At 71.3% G+C, this 23,557-nt stretch carries 14 protein-coding genes, 1 tRNA gene and 2 pseudogenes; 11 read left to right on the forward strand and 6 right to left on the reverse strand.

Going from position 1 to position 23,557, the window contains the following annotated elements:
• The first annotated feature begins 111 nt into the window (after positions 1-111).
• From AB0761_RS26120 to AB0761_RS26135, 4 genes are all read left to right on the forward strand, one after another.
• Entirely contained in the window at positions 112-570 is a 459-nt protein-coding gene (locus AB0761_RS26120; protein WP_377271585.1) for a peroxiredoxin, read from the forward strand.
• Positions 571-749: 179 nt separating this feature from the next.
• On the forward strand, positions 750-1,325 hold the full coding sequence (locus tag AB0761_RS26125; RefSeq protein WP_055588437.1) for a TerD family protein: 576 nt from the start codon (positions 750-752) through the stop codon (positions 1,323-1,325).
• A 246-nt stretch (positions 1,326-1,571) separates the two neighbouring features.
• Positions 1,572-2,147, forward strand: coding sequence for a TerD family protein (locus AB0761_RS26130; RefSeq protein WP_377271586.1), 576 nt, complete (start codon positions 1,572-1,574; stop codon positions 2,145-2,147).
• A gap of 68 nt (positions 2,148-2,215) precedes the next feature.
• Entirely contained in the window at positions 2,216-3,346 is a 1,131-nt protein-coding gene (locus tag AB0761_RS26135) for a DUF475 domain-containing protein (protein ID WP_377271587.1), read from the forward strand.
• A gap of 73 nt (positions 3,347-3,419) precedes the next feature.
• Here AB0761_RS26135 and AB0761_RS26140 read toward each other — a convergent pair whose 3' ends face one another.
• Together AB0761_RS26140 and AB0761_RS26145 are read right to left on the reverse strand one after the other, a co-directional pair.
• The gene (locus AB0761_RS26140) at positions 3,420-4,604 is read right to left on the reverse strand and encodes an ROK family protein (protein ID WP_377271588.1); all 1,185 of its coding nucleotides are present in this window, start codon (positions 4,602-4,604) and stop codon (positions 3,420-3,422) included.
• Positions 4,605-4,922: 318 nt separating this feature from the next.
• Positions 4,923-5,990, reverse strand: a complete 1,068-nt coding sequence (locus tag AB0761_RS26145; protein ID WP_377271589.1) for a DUF2637 domain-containing protein — start codon at positions 5,988-5,990, stop codon at positions 4,923-4,925.
• Positions 5,991-6,335: 345 nt separating this feature from the next.
• Between AB0761_RS26145 and AB0761_RS26150 the strand changes: the two genes are divergently transcribed.
• Positions 6,336-7,028, forward strand: a complete 693-nt coding sequence (locus tag AB0761_RS26150) for a Tellurium resistance (RefSeq protein WP_377274328.1) — start codon at positions 6,336-6,338, stop codon at positions 7,026-7,028.
• Positions 7,029-7,094: 66 nt separating this feature from the next.
• Here AB0761_RS26150 and AB0761_RS26155 read toward each other — a convergent pair.
• Positions 7,095-8,083 (reverse strand): annotated as a pseudogene (locus tag AB0761_RS26155) (TerD family protein).
• Positions 8,084-8,563: 480 nt separating this feature from the next.
• Here AB0761_RS26155 and AB0761_RS26160 point away from each other — a divergent pair.
• The 5 genes and pseudogenes from AB0761_RS26160 (at position 8,564) to AB0761_RS26180 (ending at position 16,699) form a co-directional block, all read left to right on the forward strand.
• Entirely contained in the window at positions 8,564-9,739 is a 1,176-nt protein-coding gene (locus AB0761_RS26160; protein ID WP_377271590.1) for an HpcH/HpaI aldolase/citrate lyase family protein, read from the forward strand.
• 254 nt (positions 9,740-9,993) lie between these two features.
• Positions 9,994-12,877: pseudogene (locus tag AB0761_RS26165) on the forward strand (phosphoribosyltransferase).
• 154 nt (positions 12,878-13,031) lie between these two features.
• A complete protein-coding gene (locus AB0761_RS26170) occupies positions 13,032-13,889 on the forward strand; it encodes an HAD family hydrolase (protein WP_377271591.1) in 858 nt (285 codons plus the stop codon).
• Positions 13,890-14,592: 703 nt separating this feature from the next.
• Entirely contained in the window at positions 14,593-16,377 is a 1,785-nt protein-coding gene (locus AB0761_RS26175) for a hypothetical protein (protein WP_377271592.1), read from the forward strand.
• A gap of 76 nt (positions 16,378-16,453) precedes the next feature.
• A complete protein-coding gene (locus AB0761_RS26180; RefSeq protein WP_377271593.1) occupies positions 16,454-16,699 on the forward strand; it encodes a hypothetical protein in 246 nt (81 codons plus the stop codon).
• Between the two features lie 26 nt (positions 16,700-16,725).
• On the opposite strand, the gene AB0761_RS26185 is transcribed toward AB0761_RS26180, so the two are convergent.
• Both AB0761_RS26185 and AB0761_RS26190 read right to left on the reverse strand, forming a co-directional pair.
• Positions 16,726-16,950, reverse strand: a complete 225-nt coding sequence (locus AB0761_RS26185) for a zinc ribbon domain-containing protein (protein WP_377271594.1) — start codon at positions 16,948-16,950, stop codon at positions 16,726-16,728.
• Between the two features lie 127 nt (positions 16,951-17,077).
• A complete protein-coding gene (locus AB0761_RS26190) occupies positions 17,078-18,391 on the reverse strand; it encodes a hypothetical protein (protein WP_377274330.1) in 1,314 nt (437 codons plus the stop codon).
• A 282-nt stretch (positions 18,392-18,673) separates the two neighbouring features.
• Between AB0761_RS26190 and AB0761_RS26195 the strand changes: the two genes are divergently transcribed.
• A tRNA-Val gene (locus AB0761_RS26195) sits at positions 18,674-18,745 on the forward strand.
• Positions 18,746-19,166: 421 nt separating this feature from the next.
• On the opposite strand, the gene AB0761_RS26200 is transcribed toward AB0761_RS26195, so the two are convergent.
• On the reverse strand, positions 19,167-23,306 hold the full coding sequence (locus AB0761_RS26200) for a LamG-like jellyroll fold domain-containing protein (protein WP_377271595.1): 4,140 nt from the start codon (positions 23,304-23,306) through the stop codon (positions 19,167-19,169).
• Positions 23,307-23,557 lie beyond the last annotated feature (251 nt).

Consider the following 23,557-nt stretch of genomic DNA (forward strand, 5'->3'; position numbering starts at 1 on the left):
GCGAACGCAGTAATGCCAGGTGACCCCGCCCGCCGTGCCCCGCGACCGGGTGCAAGGATGTGATCGGCCGCTCCGCCCGGGGCGGCGCAGTCGAGCAGGAGGGTCGCACCCATGGCGATCGAGGTCGGCAGCCAGGCTCCGGACTTCGAGCTGAAGAACCAGCACGGTGAGCTGGTCAAGCTCTCCGACTTCCGCGGCGAGAAGAGCGTCGTGCTGGTCTTCTACCCGTTCGCTTTCACCGGTGTCTGCACCGGAGAGCTCTGCGCCATCAAGGAGGAGCTCCCCCGGCTGCAGAACGACGAGGTGCAGATCCTCGCGGTCTCCAACGACTCGCCCTTCACCCTGCGGGTCTTCGCCGAGCGTGAGGGCCTCGAGTACCCGCTGCTCTCCGACTTCTGGCCGCACGGTTCGGTCTCCACCGCCTACGGCGTCTTCGACGAAGCCAAGGGCTGCGCGGTGCGCGGCACCTTCGTCATCGACAAGGACGGCGTCGTCCGCTGGTCCGTGGTCAACGCCATCCCCGACGCCCGTGACGAGCAGGAGTACCTCAAGGCGCTCGCCGTTCTCTGAGACACCGCCGCCGCACGCCCGCAGACAGCGGGGTGCGCCTGCTCCCCACCGGGGGAACCCGGCACTACGATCGGGCCGTTGGCTGGAGAGAAACCCTGGTCGGCCGTTTCGGACATACCGGCCGGGGCAGACCGCACCGCGGGGGCACGCCGATGTGCTCCCCGACCATTGGAGGACTCGTGGGTGTCAGCCTCAGCAAGGGCGGCAACGTCTCGCTCACCAAGGAGGCGCCCGGCCTGACCGCCGTCATCGTCGGCCTGGGCTGGGACGTCCGTACGACCACCGGGACCGACTTCGACCTGGACGCCAGCGCCCTGCTGGTCAACGAGGCCGGCAAGGTCACGTCCGACGGCGGCTTCGTCTTCTTCAACAACCTCAAGAGCCCCGACGGCTCCGTCGAGCACACCGGGGACAACCTCACCGGTGAGGGCGAGGGCGACGACGAGCAGATCAAGGTGAACCTCGCCGGGGTGCCGGCCGATGTCGCCAAGATCGTGTTCCCGGTGTCGATCTACGACGCCGAGACCCGTCAGCAGAACTTCGGCCAGGTCCGCAATGCCTTCATCCGGGTGGTGAACCAGGCGGGCGGCTCCGAGATCGCCCGCTACGACCTGTCCGAGGACGCCTCCACCGAGACCGCCATGGTCTTCGGTGAGCTCTACCGCAACGGCGCCGAGTGGAAGTTCCGGGCCATCGGCCAGGGCTACGCCTCGGGCCTGCGCGGTATCGCCCAGGACTTCGGCGTCAACGTCTGAGTCCAGGATCATTACGGTCGCGGCGGGGCCGCCGGGCATTCGCAGCCCGGCGGCCCCGCGCCCGTGCGGACCACAGCCGCACAGGCGCCGGGCGACCGAGTTCAGCAAGTTCAGCGGGCCGGGGGCATCCGCACCGGGCCGGTGGGGGCGTAGACATAGTGCGTGCTCCACGCGGCACAGGTGCGGCAGGCCGGCCCGGTGTCCGGGAGACCCCGCGACCGGCGGGGAATGGGAGGAAGAACGACCATGGGCGTCACGCTCGCCAAGGGGGGCAACGTCTCCCTCACCAAGGCAGCACCCAACCTGACGCAGGTCCAGATCGGCCTGGGCTGGGACGCGCGCTCCACTACGGGTGCGCCGTTCGACCTGGACGCCAGCGCGCTGCTGTGCGCCAACGGCCGGGTGCTGGGGGACGAGTACTTCATCTTCTACAACAACCTCAAGAGCCCCGAGGGCTCCGTGGAGCACCAGGGCGACAACCTCACGGGTGAGGGCGAGGGTGACGACGAGGTCGTGGTCGTCAACCTGGACCTGGTGCCGCAGCAGGTGGACAAGATCGTCTTCCCGGTCTCCATCTATGAGGCCGAGGCGCGGATGCAGTCCTTCGGACATGTCCGCAATGCCTATATCCGGGTGGTCAACCTGGCGGACGGCAGTGAGCTGGCCCGCTACGACCTCACCGAGGACGCCTCCAGCGAGACGGCAATGATCTTCGGCGAGCTCTACCGGTACCAGGGTGAATGGAAGTTCCGCGCAGTGGGCCAGGGGTACGCCTCGGGTCTGCGGGGGATCGTCCTAGACTTTGGAGTCAACGTTCAGTAAAAAGCTGCGGGCAGTGCGGGGGAAACCTGTCGCTGGCCTGACCACCGACGAAAGGTAACCGACTTCCCGTGTTCCTCCGCACTTTCGGATGGTCCTTCGCCATCACCGTCATCGGGCTGATCGCGGCGGGGCTCTTCTGGGGCCCCACCGGATTCGGCGTGGTGGCGATCCTGTCCGTCCTGGAGATCTCGCTGTCGTTCGACAACGCGGTCGTCAACGCCTCGGTGCTCAAGCGGATGAGCCCCTTCTGGCAGAAGATCTTCCTCACCGTCGGCGTGCTGATCGCCGTCTTCGGTATGAGGCTGATCTTCCCGCTGCTGGTGGTGGGGCTCACCGCGCACATCGGCCCGTCGACCGTGATCGACCTGGCGCTGCACTCGGACAAGACCTACGGCGGTCTGACCTACGCCCAGCACCTGCATGACGCGCACCCGGCCATCGCGGCCTTCGGCGGCATGTTCCTGCTGATGATCTTCCTTGACTTCATTTTCGAGGACAAGGACTACCAGTGGCTCCGCTGGATCGAGCGTCCGCTGGAGAAGATCGGCAAGCTGGACCAGCTCTCGGTGCTGGTCGCCATGGTCGTCCTGCTGCTCTCCGCCAGCTTCTTCGGCGGCAGCCACGCCGAGACCGTGCTGCTGGCCGGCGTCCTCGGCCTGATCACCTACCTCGCGGTCAACGGTCTGGCCAATGTCTTCGAGGGCACCCTCGAGGACGGCGACGAGGACGAGGCGGAGGACGCTGAGGGCGCCCCGGCGGCAAAGAACGCCAATGCCTCCGTGGCCGGAGTGGTCGGCAAGGCCGCCTTCTTCCTCTTCCTCTACCTGGAGGTCCTGGACGCGTCGTTCTCCTTCGACGGCGTGGTCGGTGCCTTCGCCATCACCAGCGACATCTTCCAGATCGCGCTGGGCCTCGGTATCGGCGCCATGTACATCCGGTCGCTCACCGTGTTCCTGGTCCGCAAGGGCACCCTGGACGACTACGTCTACCTGGAGCACGGCGCGCACTACGCCATCGGCGCACTGTCGATCATCCTGATGGTCTCCATCAAGCACGACATCCCGGAGATCGTCACCGGCCTGATCGGCGTCGCCTTCATCCTTGCGTCGCTCACCTCCTCGATCATGAGGAACCGCCGCCTGGGGGAAGCCGAGGGGGCCGGGGCTGAGTCGGAGGCCGTCACCAGCTCCAAGGTCTGACGCCCCAAACCGGCAGCCCGGACCGGCAGCCCGGCCCGCCGGGCTGCCGCGATGTACCGCCGCCCCGCCGTCCTCACCGGACGGCGGGGCGGCGGTGTCCCTGGGCCTCAAAGCGCTGACCGATGATCTGCTCCAGCGCCTCCCGCACCCCGACCGAGACCGCGCCGGTGAGCACAGCGGCATCGCCCAGCGCCGAGACCGCCACCCGGGGCGGATACGGCAGCCGTCCGGCCAGCTGCCCGGCCACCCGGTCCAGCAGCAGATCCCCGTTGAGCCCCAGCCCGCCGCCAAGCACCACAAGCTCCACATCGACCACCGAGGCCACCGGCACCACATAGGCGGCAACCCGCCGGGCCTCCTCGTCCACCACCGCCAGCGCCGCGGGATCACCGCTGCGGGCCCGGGTGAAGAGCCCCTCGGGGGTCAGCGAGTCCTGCGCCTCGCCCAGCACCGCGGCCGCATGGCGCATCAGCGCCGCCGCGCACGGGTCGTCCGGATGGAAGTCGTCATCCGACCCGGCGAAGGCCAGATCGAGTTCGCCCGCCGCTCCGGCGAAGCCGCGGTGCAGTTCACCGCGGAGCACCAGCCCGGCGCCGACCCCGGTCCCCACCGAGAGGAAGCAGAAGTCCGAGGTGTCCCGTCCCTCGCCGCGCCACTGCTCCCCGAGCGCCGCGAGGTGGAGGTCGTTCTCCGCGGTGACCGGAAGCCCCAGCGCCTCCTCGAAGGCCTGCTGCACCGGGAAGCCGTCCAGCGCCGGGATGTTGGCCGCCTGCCAGACCCGCCCCTCCCGCCGGTCCACCACCCCGGGCAGACCCACCACCGCACAGCGCAGCCCCGCCCGGTCCACCCCGGCGTCGTCCGCCAGCCGCTGGGCCAGCTCGGCCGCGATCCGCACCATCCCGGGGGCGTCCACCCCGGCGACGTCCACGTCACGGCGGATCAGCGTCTCGCCCGCCAGGTCGGCCAGCACGGCGCGCAGCCGGCGCGCGCCCATGTCCAGCGCCAGCACATAGGCGGCGTCCGGGCGTGGGGCGAAGAACAGGGCGCCATAGGTGGGCCCCAGCTCCTCGCGTACGGTCTCCACCACCAGTCCGGTCTCCAGCAGCTCCTGGAGCAGCGCGGAGACGGTGGGCTTGGAGATGCCGGAGCGCCGCGCCACCTCGGCACGGGAGATCGGCGCACCCGCGCGGATCACATCGAAGACCGCCCGGAAGTTGATCTCCCTGAGCGTGGTGGAAGTCGCTGGGCGGGCGTTCATGGGGACCACTCTAAGCGCCGCCCATCGCCCTGCGGGAGGACATCAGGCCAGGTGGGGCGGCTGATCGTCCCCCTTGGGGTGGTCTGCCCCGCAACCTGCCGCCCGTCGGCCGCAGCCAGGTGGGGCCGCCCTTGCCGCGCCCCGGCGGACCGTTGATCCGAGCAGGGGAGACGGCGGCCGACCGGGTGCGGGGACCGGGAGGATGTGCGCGCGGCGCGTCAGACAGAACGGCGGCCGGACCGCGCTGTCGTGCGCGGTCCGGCCGCCCGGACGTGCAAGGGGGGCGGGGCGGGGCGGGCCTGGGGCCCGCCGGGCCCGTCAGCCCAGGGTCTGCTCGATCGCCCGCAGCTTGCGCTCCAGGGAGTCCAGCCGGGGCATCGCCATGGTGTCGTCGTCCGCGGTGAGGTCGATGGTCCGACCGGCGGGCAGCGCGGTGGACTCGGGTGCCGCGGTGACCGCACGCCGGCCGGTCACCGAAGCCGGCTCCAGGGCTGCCGCTCCGACCGGTGCGTCCTCGCGTACTGGGGCAGGCTCCGTAGCGGACTGCTCGGCACCGGCGGTCAGAGCGGGCACCTGGCGGCCGCCACGCCGGCCGTTCCACACCCGGCCCTGCTGGGCGATGGCCTTGAGCTCGGCCCGCTCACGCCGGTCGGCGGCCCGGGCGCGGACCTTGGAGTCCAGCTTGGCCTGCCGGTCCTCGCGGACCTCCTCGACCGCCTCGTCCAGGCTGCGCACGTTCTCCAGCAGCATCAGCGACCAGGCTGCATAGGTCTCGCGAGGCGCCCGCATCCAGCGGACCATCCGGATCTGCGGCAGCGGGCGCGGCACCAGGCCCTGCTCGCGCAGCGCCGCCTTGCGGGTCTGCTTCAGCGCCCGGTCGAAGAGGATCGCGGCCGAGATGGACATCCCGGAGAAGAATTGCGGGGCACCGTCGTGGCCGCCGCCACGCGGGGCGTGCACCCAGTTGAACCACGCCGAGGCGAAGGCGAAGAGCCACACCAGCAGGCGGGAGCCGAGGGCCGCGTCGCCGTGGCTGGCCTCACGCACCGCCAGCACCGAGCAGAACATCGCGGCGCCGTCCAGGCCGAAAGGCACCAGGTACTCCCAACCTCCGCCGAGGTTGAGGTTCTCCCGTCCGAACCCCACCAGGCCGTGGAAGGAGAGCGCGGCAGCCACCGCGGCACAGCAGAACAGCAGCACATAGGAGGCGATGCCGTACACCATCTCCTTGCGGCGGCGGCGTTCCTCAGTGCGCTCCCAGGAGTCCTGGTTCTGCGCATCGGAGGGGACCCGCTTGGTGCGGAGCATGATCAGGAGGATCGCCGCGAAGAGCAGTGCAGCGCCCCCCACGACAGCCCAGACCATCTGTATGGAGGAGAAAGTCATGCGGAGTGAGCCTCGGCTTTCGGGCCGTGCAACGGGCAGGTGAAGAGGGTGTCCTGACTGACGGTCGTGCCGCGCGAGGCGGCGGGGACACCTGTGCGGCACGACGATATCGCGTCCGGAGCGCCGCATAGTAAGCGGTGAGCACGGACGGTGCACGCCGACGCGGGGGCGGTCCGTCGTTTTCCGGTCGAGTACGGAAAGCTGGTGCTCCGAGCGGGTCGCGCGGGTAACCACCCTGTGGTGGACCGGCGCTGCTCCGCCATCAGTTCGAGCTGGGCAGATCCGCAATCGGGGGTGGCATCGTTGACTGCGCTGTGGGACCTGCTGCGCCGGTCACGTCAGGCCGTGGACGCAAGCGGTCTCAACAAGGTGACGCTGACCAAGGCGTCGCCGCTGGTCTCGTTGACGGACCAGGGGGCGGTCACCGGGCATCTGCAGATCAATCTGCACTGGACCATGCGGGAGGCGGACCTGGTGCCGCAGCAGCGCCGTGGCGGCCTGCTGCGTCCGTCGCTGTTCCGCCCGATGCAGCCGCAGGCGTCCAGCCGCCCGATGGTCAATGTCGACCTCGACCTGGGCTGTATGTACGAGCTGGCCGACGGCAGCCGCGGTGTGGTCCAGCCGCTGGGCAATCTGCTGGGCGACCTGCAGCGGCCGCCGTTCATCAAGCTCAGCGGTGACGACCGCTACGGTGCTCCGTCGGGCGAGACCATGTATGTCAACCTGGACAAGCGTGAGCAGTTCAAGCGGCTGCTGATCTTCGTGTACATCTACGACGGCACCCCGGCCTTCGACCGCACCCATGCGGTGGTGACGCTCTTCCCCTATGTGGGGCCGCGGATCGAAGTGGCGCTGGATGAGCGCGCCCCTCAAGCGCGCTCATGCGCCGTCATCATGATTGAGAACAAGGACGGAAAGCTGACGGTGCGCCGCGAGGTGCGCTATGTCTACGGCTTCCAGGCCGAGCTGGACCGGCTGTACGGCTTCGGCATGCAGTGGCAGCGCGGCTACAAGACGCCCCAGGGCACGCCTGAGTGACGACCGCTCGGTGGCGGCGGTCGAGGCGGTGGCTGAGGCGGTGGCTGAGGCTGAGGCGGTGGCGGCTCAGCGCGGCTGGAACTGCGGTCCCTGCGGCGGCAGCGTGAACCCGCCCGGGTCCTGCCGCCCCTGCACCGGGGCAGCCTGCGGTGGGGCTGCCTGGACCGGTGCGGCCTGGACCGGTGAGGGGACCACCGGGGGAGCCTGCGGGACCGGAGGTGCCTGCGGCGGCGGAGGCGGGTAGCCCGTGCCGGGCTGCTGCCCGGCCGGAGTGCCCCAGCCGCTCTGCGGCGCCGCCGCGGCCGGCTGCGGGGCCTGTGTCGGCTCCGGTGCGGGCGCCGCCCAGGCGGGCTGGGGGAGCGGCTGCGGCGTGGGCTGTGCGACCGGAGGGGCGGGTTCCGCCGGGACGGAAGCCGGTGTCGCAGGTGAGGCAGGGGCCGCGGCCGCGACGGGTGACGGCTGGGCCGCGGCCGCAGGCTCGGCTGCGGGGGCAAGGGGGCCGGAGCCGGGCTCGTCCTCGTCCACCGAGATCCCGAAGTCGGTGGCCAGACCCGCCAGCCCCGAGGTGTAGCCCTGGCCGATGGCGCGGAACTTCCATCCCTCGCCCCGGCGGTAGAGCTCGGCGCAGAGCAGCGCGGTCTCGTCCCCGGCGTCCGCGATGTCGAAGCGCGCCAGCGGCTCGCCGCCGTCGGGGACGGCTGCGTCGTAGAGCAGCACCTGGAGTCCCGGCACCGAGCCGAAGGGGCCGTCCTCGGCCGAACCGGCCACCACCACCCGGTGGACGTCGGCCGGCAGCCCCGAGAGATCCACCTCCACGGCGTCGGCGACGCTGTCGCCGGTCTGCTGCTTCGCCCGGTGCCGGACCCGGCCGGACGGATGCCGGGGCTGGTTGAGAAGACGAAGTCCTCGTCGGAGCGGACGTTGCCGTCGGCGCCGAGGAGCAGCGCGGAGACGTCCACGTCCGGGGTGCCCGCGGCGGCTGCCCAGCGCAGCACCGCGCGGACCGCGGAGGCGGACAGCGGAATGTTGGAGCCCTTCACCATGACCTGCGTCATGGCGCACCATCCTGCCTGTTGTCCGCCCTTCCGGACAACGCGGGTGGAGCTTCGGTCCGTGCGGGGCCCCGGTGCAGAGGCCTGTTGTAAATCGGAAGGCAATGTTCCGAGAATTCGATGTTGCGGGGGCTGGATATCGTCCAAGAGGTACGTACGATTGTCGGCCAATGGTCCGGTGGTCTGACGCGCAGACTCCGGGCCCACGGTCCGGGGGGAGAAACACAGCCGGCAGCCGCCGCGCGATCAGGGCTCCCGCCCCCGTACGCCCTCCGCGCCCGCCCCGGCGCACCCGTACACCGACTTCCGCGCACTTCGACACCTCCGCACATCCCGTACCGCACATCCCGTACCGCACACCCGCACACCTGCACACCTGCACACCTGCACACCTGCACACCTGCACACCTGCACACCTGCACCGCACATCCGCACATCCAGATCACACCCGGCCGTCAGGCCCGAACCACCAGGGGAGAGCACATGCGCCACTTCGGGCACCTGGACGACGACGTCCGGCACCGGCTCTTCCACCGCGAACCGGAGCGCTTCACCCGCAGCGGCGATCCCGCCGTCCTCTCCACCGCCCTCGGCGCCACCCTCTACAGCCCCGCCACCCGTCCCCGCCTGCTGGAGGACATCCGCAAGCAGACCGCCCGGGGAGTGGTCTCCATGGTGCTCTGCCTGGAGGACGCCATCGACGACCGGGACGTCCCCGCAGGTGAGGCCAACCTCGTCGCCCGGCTCACCGAACTCGCCGCCACAGCCGACGTCGAGGACGGCCCACTGCTCTTCATACGGGTCCGCACCGCCGAGCAGATCCACGACCTGACCCGCCGTCTGGGCCCGGCCGTACGGCAGCTCAGCGGCTTTGTCCTCCCCAAGTTCACCGAGGAGTCCGGCAGCGCCTTCCTGGAGGCGCTGACCGCAGCCGAGACCGCCTGCGGCCACCGCCTCTTCGCCATGCCGGTCCTGGAGTCGCCGGACCTCGCCCACCTGGAGACCCGCCGCGAGGTCCTGTTCGGCGTCTCCCGGGTCCTGGAGAAGTACCGCGACCGCGTCCTGGCCGTCCGGCTCGGGGTCACCGACCTCTGCTCCGCCTACGGCCTGCGCCGCTCCCCGGACCTCACCGCCTATGACGTCGCCCTGGTCGCCGGGGTGATCGGCGATGTGGTCAATGTGCTGGGACGCGCCGACGGCACCGGCTTCACCGTCACCGGCCCGGTGTGGGAGTACTTCCCGGTGCAGGAGCGCATGTTCAAGCCGCAGCTGCGGCGCTCGCCGTTCCTGCAGACCGACCCGCCGGGCGAGGCGGTCCGACGCCGGATCATCGAGCACGACCTCGACGGGCTGATCCGCGAGATCGAGCTCGACCGCGCCAACGGCCTGCTCGGCAAGACCTGCATCCACCCCAGTCATGTCCCCGCCGTGCACGCCCTCTCGGTGGTCACCCACGAGGAGTTCTGCGACGCCGGCGACATCCTGCACGAGGACCGGTCCGGTGGGGGAGTGATGCGCTCCGCGTACACCAACAAGATGAACGAGGTGAAGCCGCACCGCGCCTGGGCGCAGCGGATCATGCTGCGCGCCGCCGCCTTCGGCGTCGCCCGCGAGGACATCACCTTCGCCGAACTGCTCTCCGCCTGCCTGTGCTCCTGAACCCGTCGCCCGACGCGCCACCTCCCCGTCCACCGCGCCCCGCCGCGCATCCGGCCGCCCCCTCAGGGCCGGGCCGGACCTCTTCGGTTCGGTTTCGTGTCACCTCCCCGTCATGACCGAATGGTCACCTGGGTACGCCGCTCGGTCACGGCTGCGGCGCGCCAGGACGTACCGTCGTACAAAACCCCCCGTCATCCCCGTCCGGACCGCCCCACCACCGCACTCGACCAACGGCAGAGCAGGAAGCAGCGACCTTGACACATCAGGACACCTGGACCGGCCAGTGGGTGGCGGACCGCCTCGACGTCCGCCTGGACGGCGATCCGGCGCTCCGCGACCTCCTCGGCCTCGCGCTGCGCCGCAACCCCCGCCGGGCCCATCTGCTGGTCTCCAACGTCCTGGGCAAGCACGTCCCGCAGCTCCCCGCGGCCGTGCACGGCGCAGGCCTCGCCCTCGGCGCCCGTGTCCGCGACCTGCTGGGGCCCGAAGAGGCCGGCCGCGCCGTCGTCCTCGGCTACGCCGAGACCGCCACCGGGCTCGGCCACAGCGTCGCCGACGGCCTGGGCGGAGCCCCGTACCTGCACTCCACCCGGCGTGCCGTCGCCGGCGTCGAGCCGGCCGGCGGCTTCGAGGAGGAGCACTCCCACGCCACCACCCATCTGCTGCTGCCCGAGGACCCGGAGCTGCTGTCCGGCAGCGGTCCGCTGGTCCTGGTCGACGACGAGTTCTCCACCGGGCGCACCGTCCTCAACACCATCCGCGCGCTGCACGCGGTGCACCCCCGGGACCGCTATGTGATCGTCGCCCTGGTGGACATGCGCGACGCCGAGCAGTGCGAACACCTCGTCAAGACCGCGGCCGACCTCGGCGCCCGCCTGGACCTGGTCGCCACCGCGACCGGCAGCGTGCAGCTGCCGCCGGACATCCTCGCCCGTGCACAGGCCCTGCTCGCGGCCGAGGCCGCGGCCTCGGCCGTCCCGGCCCTGCCCGCCACGGGGACCGCCACCGTTCCGGCCCCGCGCACCGCCGGCACCGCCGCCGGCTCCGGCACCGGCACCGGCACCGGAGCGGTCGCGGCTGCCGGAGCCCCGGCAGCCGCGACCGCTCCGCTGACCCGCGCCGTGCTGGACTGGCCCGCCGACCTGCCCGACGGCGGCCGGCACGGCTTCACCCCGAGCCACATCCGGCTGGAGGCCGCCCTGCCGGCCCTCGGCCGCAGCCTCGCGGCCGCCCTCACCGGGGCGCCCCGCCGGGTCCTCGTCCTGGGCTGCGAAGAGCTGATGTACACCCCGCTGCGCCTCGCGGAGGCACTCTCCACCGCCCTCGGCGACCGCACCGAGGTGCGGTTCTCCACCACCACCCGCTCACCCGTCCTCGCGGTGGACCACCCGGGCTACGCCATCCGCACCCGGCTGGCCTTCCCCGCCCATGACACCGGCACCGGCACCGACACCGACAACGGCATCGATCTCGGCATCGATCCCGGCACCGACACCGGGGCGCCGGACGCAGCGCCGGGCGGCCCCGCCGACCCCGGCGAGCGCTACGCCTACAACGTCGCCCCCGGTGCCGACCCCGCCCGCCGCTTCGACGCCGTCGTCCTGGTGGTCGACCACCCTGCGGACACCCCCGCCCTGCACCGTCCCGACCGGGGGCTCACCACCCAGTTGCGGCAGGTCACCGACCAGGTCGTGCTGGCAGTCGTACCGTCCCACATCCCGGAACGGCCATCCCGGCAGGGAACCGAACACCACCTTCGGGACGTTCCACCCCAAGCGGCCCAGCTCCCGTGAACCCGGCCACCCGCCCGAACCATTCGGCGAATCACCGAAGGCGAACATGACGACGATGCCGAGCACCGCAGCCCCGGCCCCGCCGCGGGCGGCCACCGGAGTGCTTCCCCAGCCCCTGCACGGACCCGAGTTCTCGTCCTATGCCGCGGACGAGGTCTCCTGGCTGCTCACCGACCTCTCCGAGGTCCCGCTGGAGGCGCCGACCGAGGAGCGCGAGGAGGCCATCCAGAGCGGTGGCGCCCACTACGCCGAGATGCTGCCGGTGGAGTACCAGCCCAGCCCCGAGTACCAGGAGCTGTTCCACCAGGCCCTGCGTGCCTCCGCCGCCCGCATCGCCCGCGCCGTGGGAGCCGTCACCGAGACCCTCCTCGCCGAGCGCGGCCCCCGCGCCGAGGGCCCCCTGGTGCTGGCCTCGCTGGCCAGGGCCGGCACCCCGGTCGGCGTGCTGATACGCCGCTGGGCCGCCTACGCCCACGGGATCGACCTGCCGCACTACGCCGTCTCCATCGTCCGCGGCCGCGGCATAGACCCCGTGGCCCTGCGGTACCTCGCCGCCCAGCACGACCCGCTGAGCGTGGTCTTCCTCGACGGCTGGACGGGCAAGGGCGCCATCACCCGGGAGCTCCACGAGGCCCTCGACGGCACCGGCTTCGACCCCGAACTGGCGGTCCTCGCCGACCCCGGCCGCTGTGTCTCCACCTACGGCACCCGCGAGGACTTCCTCATCCCCTCCGCCTGCCTCAACTCCACTGTCTCAGGCCTGATCTCACGCACCGTCCTGCGCACCGACCTGATCGGGCCCGACGACTTCCACGGCGCGAAGTACTACCGCGACCTCGCCTCCGCCGACGTCTCGGGCGCCTTCCTGGACATCGTCGCCGACCACTTCCCGGCCGTCCGCGACGCCGCCGTCCAGGACGCCGTGGACCTGGTCGAAGCAGACCCCGCCGACCGCGCCCCCACCTGGGAGGGCTGGGCCGCCGTGGAGCGGATCAGCACCGAGTACGGCATCGGCAGCGTCAACCTGGTCAAGCCCGGCGTCGGCGAGACCACCCGGGTGCTGCTGCGCCGGGTGCCCTGGCGCATCCTCGCCCGGCGCGGGGCGGGCGCCGACCTCGACCATGTGCGGCTGCTCGCCGCGCAGCGCGGTGTGCCCGTCGAGGAGGTCGACGAACTCCCTTACTCCTGCGTCGGTCTGATCCACCCCCGGTACACCCGCGGCGCCACCGACGAGCACGGCACCGCCATCACGGCACCCGCACCCGCATCGGCACCCGCATCGGCACCCGCATCGGCATCGGCATCGATTCCGGCGCAGGCCGACCCGGCCGGTGGCGCCCGGTGACCACCGCGACCCCCGCCCCTGACCTGCACCGCCTCCGGAGGCGACATACGGTGACGACGCCCGCCCCCAGCGCCGCCGCCGCTGCCGCGCCGAACCGGGAGGCATACCCCCAGCCCCCCGCCGCCGCCCGCCCGAGCCCCGGAGGCGTTGCCCGGTGACCGCTCCCGCCCCCCGCTTCCTCGTCGCCAGCGACCTCGACCGCACCCTGATCTACTCGCCGCGCGCCCTCGCCCTCGGGGTCCCCGACGAGGAGGCCCCGCGACTGCTGGCCGTCGAGGTCCACAACGGCCGGCCGCTCTCCTTCATGACCGAGCACGCCGCCGAGCTGCTGGTCGAGCTGATCCGCAACTGCGTCTTCGTACCGGCCACCACCCGCACCCGCGCCCAGTACCAGCGGGTCAACCTTCCCGGCCCCCGGCCCGACTGGATCCCCCGGTACGCCATCTGCGCCAACGGCGGCCATCTGCTGGTGGACGGCGAAGTCGACCAGGACTGGCACCGCGATGTCCGCGACCGCCTCGCCGAGTCCTGCGCGCCGCTGCAGGACGTGGTCCACCACCTGGCCCTCACCGCCGACCCCGAGTGGACCCTCAAACGCCGGGTCGCCGAGGACCTCTTCGCCTACCTTGTGGTCGAGCGCGAAGAGCTCCCCCACGGCTGGGTCGAGGAGCTCACCGCCTGGGCGGCGGAGCGCTCCTGGACCGTCTCCCTGCAGGGCCGCAAGGTCTATGCCGTCCCCGAGCCGCTCACCAAGAGCGCCGCCCTCGCCGAGGTGGAGCGTCGTACCGGCGCCGCCACCGTGCTCACCGCCGGCGACTCCCTGCTCGACGCCGAACTGTTGCTCGCCGCCGACGCCGGCTACCGCCCAGGGCACGGCGAACTCGCCGACACCGGCTGGACCGGCCCCGGCGTCACCGCACTCCCCCAGGTCGGGGCTTCGGCGGGGGAGGAGATCGTCCGCCGCCTGCTGGCCCGCGTCCGCGAGGGAGAACTCACCCGCGTTGGCGCCTGATCGACGACCGGCCGGCCCGGCGCCGACCGGGCACCGGGACCGGCGGGGGTACGGCGGCCGCTCGGTCGTCGGCTCGCCGCCCGCCGGGCCGGGGCTGCCCGGGACACCGGGGCTGCCCGGACACCGGGCGGACGTTGAGCCGGGCAGGGCGATGCTCCGGGCGCCGCCCGCCTGGCTGTCGTCGTGTCGCGTCCGGGCTCCACTGTTCGTCCGGGGTGCCCGTTCCAGCCGGCTGCGGTTGCCCGGATCGCCGTGTCGTCCCGTGCCGCTGCCACCTGCATCGCGGTGCGGCCGGGGCTGCCCGGACACCGGGGCGCCCCCGACGCCGGGCGGTGGTCGAGCCGGGCAGGGTGACGCTCCGGGCGCCGCCCGCCTGGCTGTCGTCGTGTCGCGTCCGGGTTCCACTGTTCGTCCGGGGTGCCCGTTCCAGCCGGCTGCGGTTGCCCGGATCGCCGTGTCGTCCCGTGCCGCTGCCGTCCCCGCCGCGGTGCGACCGGGCTGACTCCGACACCGCCGTCACATCCGGGCAGCGCCGCCAATACACGGGTACCGTCTCAGCGAGTCGCAGCCGCTGGGGCGGGCTCCGCCCGGGCCGTCGCGACATCTGATCGCCGCTGCTGCTCTGTGTCCGGCTTTGTCTCCGGCGCTGTTCCTGTCGCCGCGCCGCACGGTGATCATCGCCTCATACCATGACAATCAGCCCATGCTCAGCCGCATCGGGCGAACCGCTCCCACCCGCACGCTTCTCGCGGTGTCCGCCGCCTATGCCGCCGCCGGACTCCTGCTGGTGCCGCCCACCCTGGGCCTCGGCTGGGACGAGATCGTCTACACCAGCCAGTACGGATCCCATGCCCCGGCCGCCTTCTTCAGCGCCCCACGCTCCCGGGGGATCCCCTTCCTCACGGCACCTGTCACCGCACTCACCGACTCCACGACCGTCCTCCGCATCGTGCTCGCCCTGGCTGCCGCAGTCGCTCTCCACCTGGGCTTCCGTCCCTGGCTGCGGCTGGCCCCCCGCCCGAGCGCGGTACCGCTCGCCGCAGCGCTCTACGGGTCCCTGTGGGTCTCCCTCTTCTACGCGGGCTCGGCCATGCCCAACCACTACACGGCCATGGCCGCCACCGCGGCCACGGGCTACTTCCTCCTGGCCGTCCGCCGCACCGAGAGGTCTGTGGTCCCACGACTCTCGGCCTCCCCGCGCCCCGACCCCACCGATCCCGCCCGAACCGACCCCGCGCCCGCAGGCCACCCACCCGCAGGCCACCCACTCGCAGGCCACCCACCCGCAGGCCATGCGCCCGGGAAACCCAGCCACCCCGTGCCCTCCGCAGCCCAACCGTTCCCCACACCAGGCGCCGCCCCCATCGCCGCCCCCATCGCCGCAACCCGACCCGCGTCGCCCCTGGCGACAAGCACCCCCGCGCCCACCACGGCAGCCGAACCCACGCCCCTCGCAACCCGTCCCGGCCCCCGGCGCTCCGCCGCCCTCTGGGGCTGCGCCACAGCCCTCACCATCGCGGGGCTGATGCGTCCCAGCGACGCCGTGTGGATCGCCCTGCCGCTACTGGCCGCCGCGTTGCTGGTACCGGCCTGGCGACGTCCCGCCCGGATTCCCCCCGTCGCCCCCATCGCCGCGGTGCTCGGCGGGCTGGCCGCAGGGGTCCTGCCATGGGTCGTCGAAGCCGAACTCAGCTTCGGCGGCCTGCGTGAACGTCTCCACCAGGCCCAGCAGATCCAGGGCGGCACCCGCCTCACCTTCACCCTCCCCGAGGTGCTCGCCTCAGCCGACGGCCCACTGCTGTGCCGCCCCTGCTCCGCCCCGCTCACCGCCCTGGTCTCCCCAGCCGCCCTGTGGTGGTGCGTGCTCCTGGCCTGCGCCGGGCTCGGCACCGTCGCCGCACACCGCTCCGGCCGACCCGCCACCGCATGGCTGCCGCTCGCTGTGGCCGCGTCGACCGCCGCCACATACGTCTTCCTGATCGACTACAGCGCGCCCCGGTTTCTGCTGCCCGGCTATGCGCTGCTGGCCCTGCCCGCCGCCGCAGGCATGCTGTCGCTGCTGCCGGCCGCCCGGCCCCGTCCACCCCTGCGCACGGCACTGCTGGTGCTGCTGCTCCTCGGCTACGCCGGCGTCCAGGTCGCAGTCCTCCACCGCACCGTGCGGGTGCAGGCCGAGGCCCGCAACGACTGGGCGCAACTGGCGACCGCCCTGCACCGGGCCGGGGTGTCCCCGCCGTGCGTGGTCACCGGGACCGAGGCGATCCCGGTCGCGTACTACGCCCGCTGCCGCGCCCTGGAGGTGCAGGGAAACAACGGCAACACCACCGAGGCGGCGCTGCTGGCCGAGTCCCACCGCCGGCCGACCGCCATGGTCCTGCTCGGATACCCCCCGCCCCCGTGGGCACGGGACTGGCCGGCCACCGCCCTGCACACCGGTTACCGCAAGGGCTGGCAGATGCTCCTCCCGCCCTGGACGCCGCGCCACTGAGCCCGGGCAGCGTCGAGCCCCGGCATGGCCGGCCACCCGGGATGCGGATTCCGCACGCCCGTTCCAGGCTGGTGCCATGAGCAGGAAGAGTCGCACATCCGTCGCCCAGGCACAGCGCGCAGTCAGGATCGGGCCGCTCGAAGCCGACAGCCGCTACCGGCTGGTCAGCTTCGACGGCAGCCACTGGGAGCCCATGGAGCGCGAGGAGTTCGAGGCCCGCGTGCGCATGGAACTCCCCGGGATCGACCCCCACGATCCCGAGCAGATCAGCTGGGACGACCACCCCGGGGAGTGGCCGGCCTGGCATCCCGGCGAAGCCTGACCACCGGGCACACCGGCGAGCGCGGGTCAGCCGCAGCAGCCCCCGCCGCAGCAGCCCCCGCCACCGGAGGCGGGAGCAGGCGCCGCCGCGCCTCCGCCGGACGCCGTGCCGGTCACGGCGACGGTGGAGAGCAGCTTCACGGTGTCCTCGTGACCCTGCGGACACAGCGCCGGGGCGTTGGCCTGGGACATGGGACGGCGCAGCTCGAACGTGGCGCCGCAGGAGCGGCAGCGGAAGTCATAGCGAGGCATGGCGACAGCGTACCCAGCACCTCCGACGCCGTGCAGAACCGACTGCGGCCGCACCGGAGGCCGTCAGCGCAACCGACCCCGACCCGCGCCCACGCCGTGCACCCCCGGCTTCGCGCCCCTGACGACGTCAGTGGCCGGAGCCCATGTCCTCCCGGATCTGCTGAACCACCTGCGCGGCGGCCTCCCGGACCCCAGCCGTCTCGCGCAGAAAGTGCCAGTAGTCAGGATGCCGCCCGGTCAGCCCCTCCACCGCCCGGTCCAGCCGCCCCACAGCGGCGTCCAACGGCCCCGCGTGCCGTGGGTCCGGCGCACTGCGGCCCGCCATCGCCAGCCGCTGCGCATCCCGCACCGCGAAACGCGTACGGTCGATCTCGGCCTTGGGGTCCCGCTCCACCTCGGTCAGCTGCCGCAGCCGCTCCCCCACCGCGGCCACCGCCCCGTCGGAGGTGTTCAGCAGCGCCCGGGCTGTCCCAAGGGCCGCCGTGGCATCCGCCCACCGCTGGCCGTCCCTCGCCGTCGCAGCCTCGTCCAGCTTGACCCGGGCCGCCTTCACCGACTCCGCCGTCTGCTGCGGCACCCGCTGGAGATCCTGCCAGCACTCCGAACTGAACCGCCGCCGCAGCTCACTGAGCGTCGGCTCCACCGTCCCCGCCTTGGTCTCCAACGCCTCCATCCGGGTACGCAGGCTCACCACCCGGCGGTCGATCTCCCGCGCCCGCTCCGGCAGATGCTCGGCCTCGCCCCGGACCGTCTCCGCCCGCCGCATGACCTCGCCGGCCCGCCGCAGCGTCTCCTGCACGCCGTGCCGCCCGGCACCCTCATTGAGCAGGGTCAGCTCCGGACCGAGCGCCGCCAGCTGTCGAGCCGGTTCGTCCGCCCGCAGCCCGGCCTCCCGTACCGCGTCCAGCGCGGCCGTCGCCGCCAGCAGCGCCTGCTTCGCCCGCTCCACCGCGGGTGCCACCTGCGCCAACTGCGACTCCGCCCGGCTGAGCAGCGGCTCCAGCGTCCGGTGGTACTTCTCCAGCTCGTCCTTCATCCGCAGCAGCTGCTGCCGCGACTGCTCCAGCTCCCGGCGCGCCCGCGCCGCCACCCCCGTGTCCAGCTCGGTGGCGTCCAGGTCGTGGGCATCCAGCGCCGCGATGTAGGCCCCACTGGTCTCATCCACCCGCCGCGACAGCTCGTCGAACTCGCCGACCGCGCGCTGCGCGATCGGCGACGAGTCGACGGCCTTCACGGTCTCCACCGAGATCCGGACATCCCGCTGCGTCGAGTCCAGCTCATAGAAGGCCTGCGCCGCGGCGTCCTTGGCCGCCTGCGCATCCGCCCGCATGTTCTCGTTGCGCCGCCACCACGAGCGCGTACCGCCACCCGCGAACGACCCCGGCAGCGCCGCCACCCCCACGGCAGCCACCACCAGCCCGGCCCCCAACTGCACGACCAGCTCACTCAGCGCAGACCTGCGGCACCCCCGCGTGATTCCCGCCGTCACATCGCACTCCCGCTCGCCCACGCCCGGCACCCAGGCGCCCTGCCCGTACGACAGTGCGACCACCGGCCTGCTGATCCACTCCCCATTGTCCCCGATCACATCCTCCCACCCCACCCCCGCGACACCCCCGGCCCCGGCCCACCCCTACCCGCCCACCGCAGCGAACCACCCTCGAGACCAGGTACGCTTGCCTCTCGCCGTGTACGTGCCGCTCCCGAGCGCCCACGTCCGCGCGGGCGCATAGCTCAGTGGTAGAGCACTGCTCTTACAAAGCAGGGGTCGGCGGTTCGAAACCGTCTGCGCCCACCCTTGCAGGCCTCTGACCTGCAGTTTTGCCAATATCGAGCCTCAGCGGCCTTGGTGATTTGCCCCTTTTGTAGATGCCGGTGAGCGTAAATGCAGGGCTGCGAGGTTTTCGTGGCGAGTGATGATCTTGCGGGGTTTGGGGCTCTGGCCTGCGGCTTTGCTGGCCAGCGCCACGCCGTAGTGGATGCGCTTCTACCGCGCGCGTGAGGTTTGCGGACCTGGCGGGATATGGACGCTGACGTGCTGGTTATGAGGTTGGCGGCGGCTTGGAAGCCAGGTCGCGGCGTGAGTGGTGAGCGTCGCGAGAGCGATTCCCCTGTGAAGAAGCTCAAGGATTCCTGCCCCCGCGGGGGCCTTGGGGGCCTTGGGGGTGCAGTGAGGCCCGCCCCGCTGGTGCGGGGCGGGCCCGGTGACTGCGGGGTCAGTCGATTTGGGTGAGGGTGGGGTTGTCGCTGGTGGCTGATGCGTCGGCGGGTGGGAGGGCGGTGTTGTAGATGCGGACGTTGCTGATTTGGGCGTTGGCGTATTCGCCGTAGGCGCCTTGGTAGAGGCGGCGGCCGATCTGTACGGGGCCGGTGGCGTTCCAGGTGGTGCCGTCGTAGGTCTCGGTGGCGGAGAGGCTGCCGTTGACGTAGAGGCTGAGTTGGTCGGTGTCGGCGTCGTAGACGCCGACGAGGTGGGTCCACTGGCCGGTGGTGGCCTTCGCGCCGTACGCGGCGCTGAAGGAGGTGGAGGTGGTGTCGTCGTCTTTGCGGTTGAAGGCCCAGACCTGGCGGCCGGAGGAGTAGTAGAGCTGGAATCCGTTTGCAGCGCCGACGCTGGGGTCGTCGGACTGGGAGACGAAGGTGGAGTTGCTGGTCAGGGAGTTGAGCTTGACCCAGGCCGAGACGGTGAAGCTGCCGGTGGTGTCCACGGCGGGTCCGCTGGTGGCGGCGTAGCCGGTGGTGCCGGTCAGGTTCAACACGGTCCCGCGGGCCGTGCCGGTGGCCCATCCGGCTGCGCCGGTGAGTTTGGCGGACAGGCCTGCGGCTCGGTCGGTGGCCGTGGTGCCGGCTGCGGCGCCGTCGTTGAGGTTCCACCAGTGTGTGGCGGTGTTGGTGACGTTGCCGAGGTTGGCGGTGGCACCGAAGGTGGCGGTGGTGCCGGTGGGGGCTGCGCCGGGGTATTCGGTGAGTCGGCCGTTGGTGTCGGTGGCGTACAGGTCGGGGTTGCCGTCCGGGTCGCCGGCCGGGCTGTTGACGTCGCCGGGTGAGGCGACTGTGGGGTAGTCGACGGAGGGCAGGACGGGTGCCAGGGCGGTGGCGGGGTTGGTGTTCCAGCCAGTGGGGGCGCTGCTGGTCCAGTTCTGGGCTGGCGTGTTGTTGCAGGTGTAGATCTCAACCTGGGTGCCGTTGGTGGTACTGCTGTCGGGGTCGTCCAGGCACTTGCCGGACTGCGGATTGAGCAGGCTGCCGCTGGGGCCGGCGGTCCACTGCTGGGCGCCGGTGTTGTTGCAGGTGTAGAGCTGAACGAGGGTGCCGTTGGTGGTGCCGCTGTCGGTGACGTCAAGGCACTTACCGAGGACCCTCAGGGAGCCGTCGCTGAGGTACGCGAAGCGCTGGGCGCGGGAGCCGTTGCAGGTATAGATCTGGATCGGGTTGTGGTTGGTGGTGGCGGACTTGCTGTCGTCCAGGCAGAGCGTGCCGCCGGCGGTTGTGGTGAGAGCTGAGGTCAGGGGGGTGCGGACGGGGGCGTGCAGGAGCGGTGGGAGGCCGTTCGCGTCGAGGGTGAGGGGATAGGTGTAGAGGGTGCCGGAGGCCTTGTCCCGCGCCCAGAGGGTGTAGGTGCCCTTGGCGCCGCTCGCGACGGTGCCGGGGGTGATCAGGTCCAGGCCTGACCAGTCGCCGTCACCGAGCAGGGTTGGGTATACCAGGGACGGGCCACTGCTGATCTGGTAGAACCACAGTTGCTTGTTTTCGACGGTGATGAGGGCTGGGTAGCTGCCGTTGCGGGTGACGTCGCCGGGGGCGACCAATTGGGCGATGTCCCAGGGCGTTGTCGAGTTGTAGCCGGCTCCGCCACATCGGTTGGCGGGGATGATGCCGGTACTGTCGCAGTCGGGCCTGTTCAGGACGTCGGGTGCGCGTTTGCCGAGGAAGCCGGGGTAGGTGGAGTAGGTACCGCCGCCGTCTGCGGGGTCGAGGTCGTTCTTGATGGCGTAGAGCTGGTTGGTCTTGAGGTTGTAGGCGAGCAGGTCGTCGTAGTCGCCCCCCTTCAGGTTGCCGCGGTGGGCGATGAGGTAGTCACGCCAGTCGGTGCCGTTGGCGGCATCGGGGGAGTCGGCGGCGGTGGAGACGGTGACCGGGCCGGTGATGGCTGGGGGCGTTCCGGTGAGGGGGCCGGTCTGGGCGGGTTTGGCGGTCTGCGCAGGGTCGTTGTCGCCGGGGATCAGTTCGAGGTCACCGGTGCTGGTGGTTCCGAGGAGGTCGGCGACGCCGTCGCCGCTGATGTCCCCCGGGGTGATCTTGGTGTTGGGGTCCCACGGGACGGTGAAGGTGTAGCTGGCCGGTGCCTGGGAGAGGTTGCCGGCTTTGTCGACGGCGACGACGTAGAGCGTGTGGACGCCCCATGTCGTGATGGGGATCCCGCTAGCTGTCGCGCTGGCGACGCCCCCGCTGGTCGCGGTCACGGCGACGGATGTGCCCGTAGAGGTGGTGGGCTGGCTGTCGAGTCGCCACAGGAAGTGGTCGACGCCGCTGGACAGGCAGCTGCCCAGGGTGCAGGTGTCAGCGGGGGCGCCGTCCTGCGCGGAGATCGGGAAAGTGGTGGTGTGGCCGATTCCGGCGTAGACGATCGGGTTGGGCGAGCCGCCGCCGACGCGAGGGAAGGATGGGTTGGAGCCGATGTCGGGGGTGTCGGGAGGGGTGAAATCAGTGTCGAAGTGGCAGCTGTCGGCGTTGGCTGATGTCAGATGGGCTGGGGAGTTGTCCTTGGCGTGGACGTTCCAGCCGTAGGCATGGCCGTCTTTGAGAGTGAAACCGATGAGGACGTCGGCGTCCTGGCCGGAGGCTAGATAACCGGAACTGGGATCGCCCATGGAGGCCCCGGTGCCATCGCCGCTGTCCGTCTTGTTGTCCCAGACGTGGTATTCGGCGGATACCAGTTCGTCAGTGACATTCGCGGTGACGGTGGCGTGCAGATGGACGTTGCTACCTGCGCTGCTGTAGGTGGTGGCGCCGATCCAGCCAGTGCCAGGGCAGGCGCCACTGGGGTTCACCGGGTTGGGGTCCATGGAGAGCTTGGTCGGTACGGCGGGGGCGACGTCGTAGGTGACGTGCAACTGGATGACAGTGGAGAAGCGAAGGTAGTCGTTGTTGCTGTCCGACTGGGCTTCGTTGCCATACAGGCCCACGGTCCAGGAGTTGAAGTCGCCGTCGGCGGCCGTCTGAGCCTGAGGGGTGACGTCGAAGGTCGCGGTGTGGTTGCTGCAGCTGCTGTTCGGGTTGGACGCACTGGGGATGTGGGCGGTGACGGGCGCGTAGGTGCCGTCGAGGGTCCCCGGCCTGGTATTCCAGTCAGTGCTGTCGCTGATCGACCCCGTGGTGTGCAGGGTGATCGGCTGATTCTGCGAGCAGTCCCAGCTGCCGGCGTAGGTCGCTGCTGCGGTGAACGTGGCCTGAGAGATGTTCATGACCGGATGCATGTCGCTGATGTCGAACGCGTAGTAGGAGCGCTCGATCCCGTTGCCGCAGTCGCCCCCCCAGCGCTGATAACCGACACCCTCACCATTGGTCTGCGGGGTGTCGTACTTGGGGGTTCCGGCGCACTGCGCGTTGGAGTACACCTCCGCGAAGTGCCCTGACTTGGGTGACCACGGGTTGGTGTACGGGTCGATGAAGACCGGGTACCTCGTGTCCGGGTCGGTGAGCACGGAGGCATCAGGGGTGAGGGTGATGGTGCTGGAGGTGGCGGTCATCGCAACCTCGTTGACCTGCGCGCCGGCGCCGGGGCCGTCCACGCTGGAAACCGTAGTGCCGCCGCCTGCCCCCACCGACTCGTCGAGGCTCTGTGCCCGCTGCATCTGCGACGCGGGGGCGGCTGTTGCCGTGCTGCTGGAGTCCCACATGATCGGACGTGGGCTGGTGTAGGCGAGGGTGCCGTCAGAGGTGCTGGCTTCCATGCCGCCGGACGGCGTGGAGGCCAGGGTCAGTCCCTGGGTCGAGGCGTCCAGGTTGAGGTCTTTGATCAGCGGGTTGGCTGCGGCCTGGGCGTCGTGGACGATCAGGACGTCGCTGAAGCCGCCCTGGTCGGTGACTGAGACGGACAGGTCCACGCCAGGGAGTACCGAGGCGTACAGGGCTGTGTCGCCGGAGACAGACGGGGCCGGGAGGGCGAAAGGCATGGTCAGGGCCATGCTGTGGCCTGCTGGATCGGTCAGGGTGGCGAGCGGGCCGGTGCCGCCGCCGGATAGGGAGACGTCATTGGGCGTGGCCGTGGGGGAGTAGGTGCCGTCGGCTGCGTTGCGGACGAGCGTGGCATCGACCGGTGTCCAGACTCCGTCTTTCTGGACGCGGGTCGGCATCAGGTCGGTGGTCGAGGTGAAAGAGCCGTCAGGGTTGGCGACAACGCTGTACGTCTCGGTGGTCAGTGCGTCGACAGGTACGGGCTGGCCATCGGCGACCGCTTGGGCTTGTGCAGTAAGCAGCGGATCGCTGGAGGCCGGTTCGTCAGCCGCCGCGGGAATCGTAGGGGTGACAAGCAAAAGACAGGTGAGAGTAGGGAGCAGCATCAGACGATGCTTCACGCCTCTGACCTGCCAGCGAGTTTGTTGTT

It is taken from the genome of Peterkaempfera podocarpi (assembly GCF_042466665.1).
Lineage (GTDB): Bacteria > Actinomycetota > Actinomycetes > Streptomycetales > Streptomycetaceae > Peterkaempfera > Peterkaempfera podocarpi.

Excerpts from the sequence above, each read along its gene's own strand:
- AB0761_RS26120 (WP_377271585.1), top strand. The coding sequence starts at position 112 with ATGGCGATCGAGGTCGGCAGCCAGGCTCCGGACTTCGAGCTGAAGAAC.
- AB0761_RS26130 (WP_377271586.1), top strand. The coding sequence starts at position 1,572 with ATGGGCGTCACGCTCGCCAAGGGGGGCAACGTCTCCCTCACCAAGGCA.
- AB0761_RS26140 (WP_377271588.1), bottom strand. The coding sequence starts at position 4,604 with ATGAACGCCCGCCCAGCGACTTCCACCACGCTCAGGGAGATCAACTTC.
- AB0761_RS26145 (WP_377271589.1), bottom strand. The coding sequence starts at position 5,990 with ATGACTTTCTCCTCCATACAGATGGTCTGGGCTGTCGTGGGGGGCGCT.
- AB0761_RS26160 (WP_377271590.1), top strand. The coding sequence starts at position 8,564 with ATGCGCCACTTCGGGCACCTGGACGACGACGTCCGGCACCGGCTCTTC.
- AB0761_RS26175 (WP_377271592.1), top strand. The coding sequence starts at position 14,593 with ATGCTCAGCCGCATCGGGCGAACCGCTCCCACCCGCACGCTTCTCGCG.
- AB0761_RS26180 (WP_377271593.1), top strand. The coding sequence starts at position 16,454 with ATGAGCAGGAAGAGTCGCACATCCGTCGCCCAGGCACAGCGCGCAGTC.
- AB0761_RS26185 (WP_377271594.1), bottom strand. The coding sequence starts at position 16,950 with ATGCCTCGCTATGACTTCCGCTGCCGCTCCTGCGGCGCCACGTTCGAG.
- AB0761_RS26200 (WP_377271595.1), bottom strand. The coding sequence starts at position 23,306 with ATGCCGACCCGCGTCCAGAAAGACGGAGTCTGGACACCGGTCGATGCC.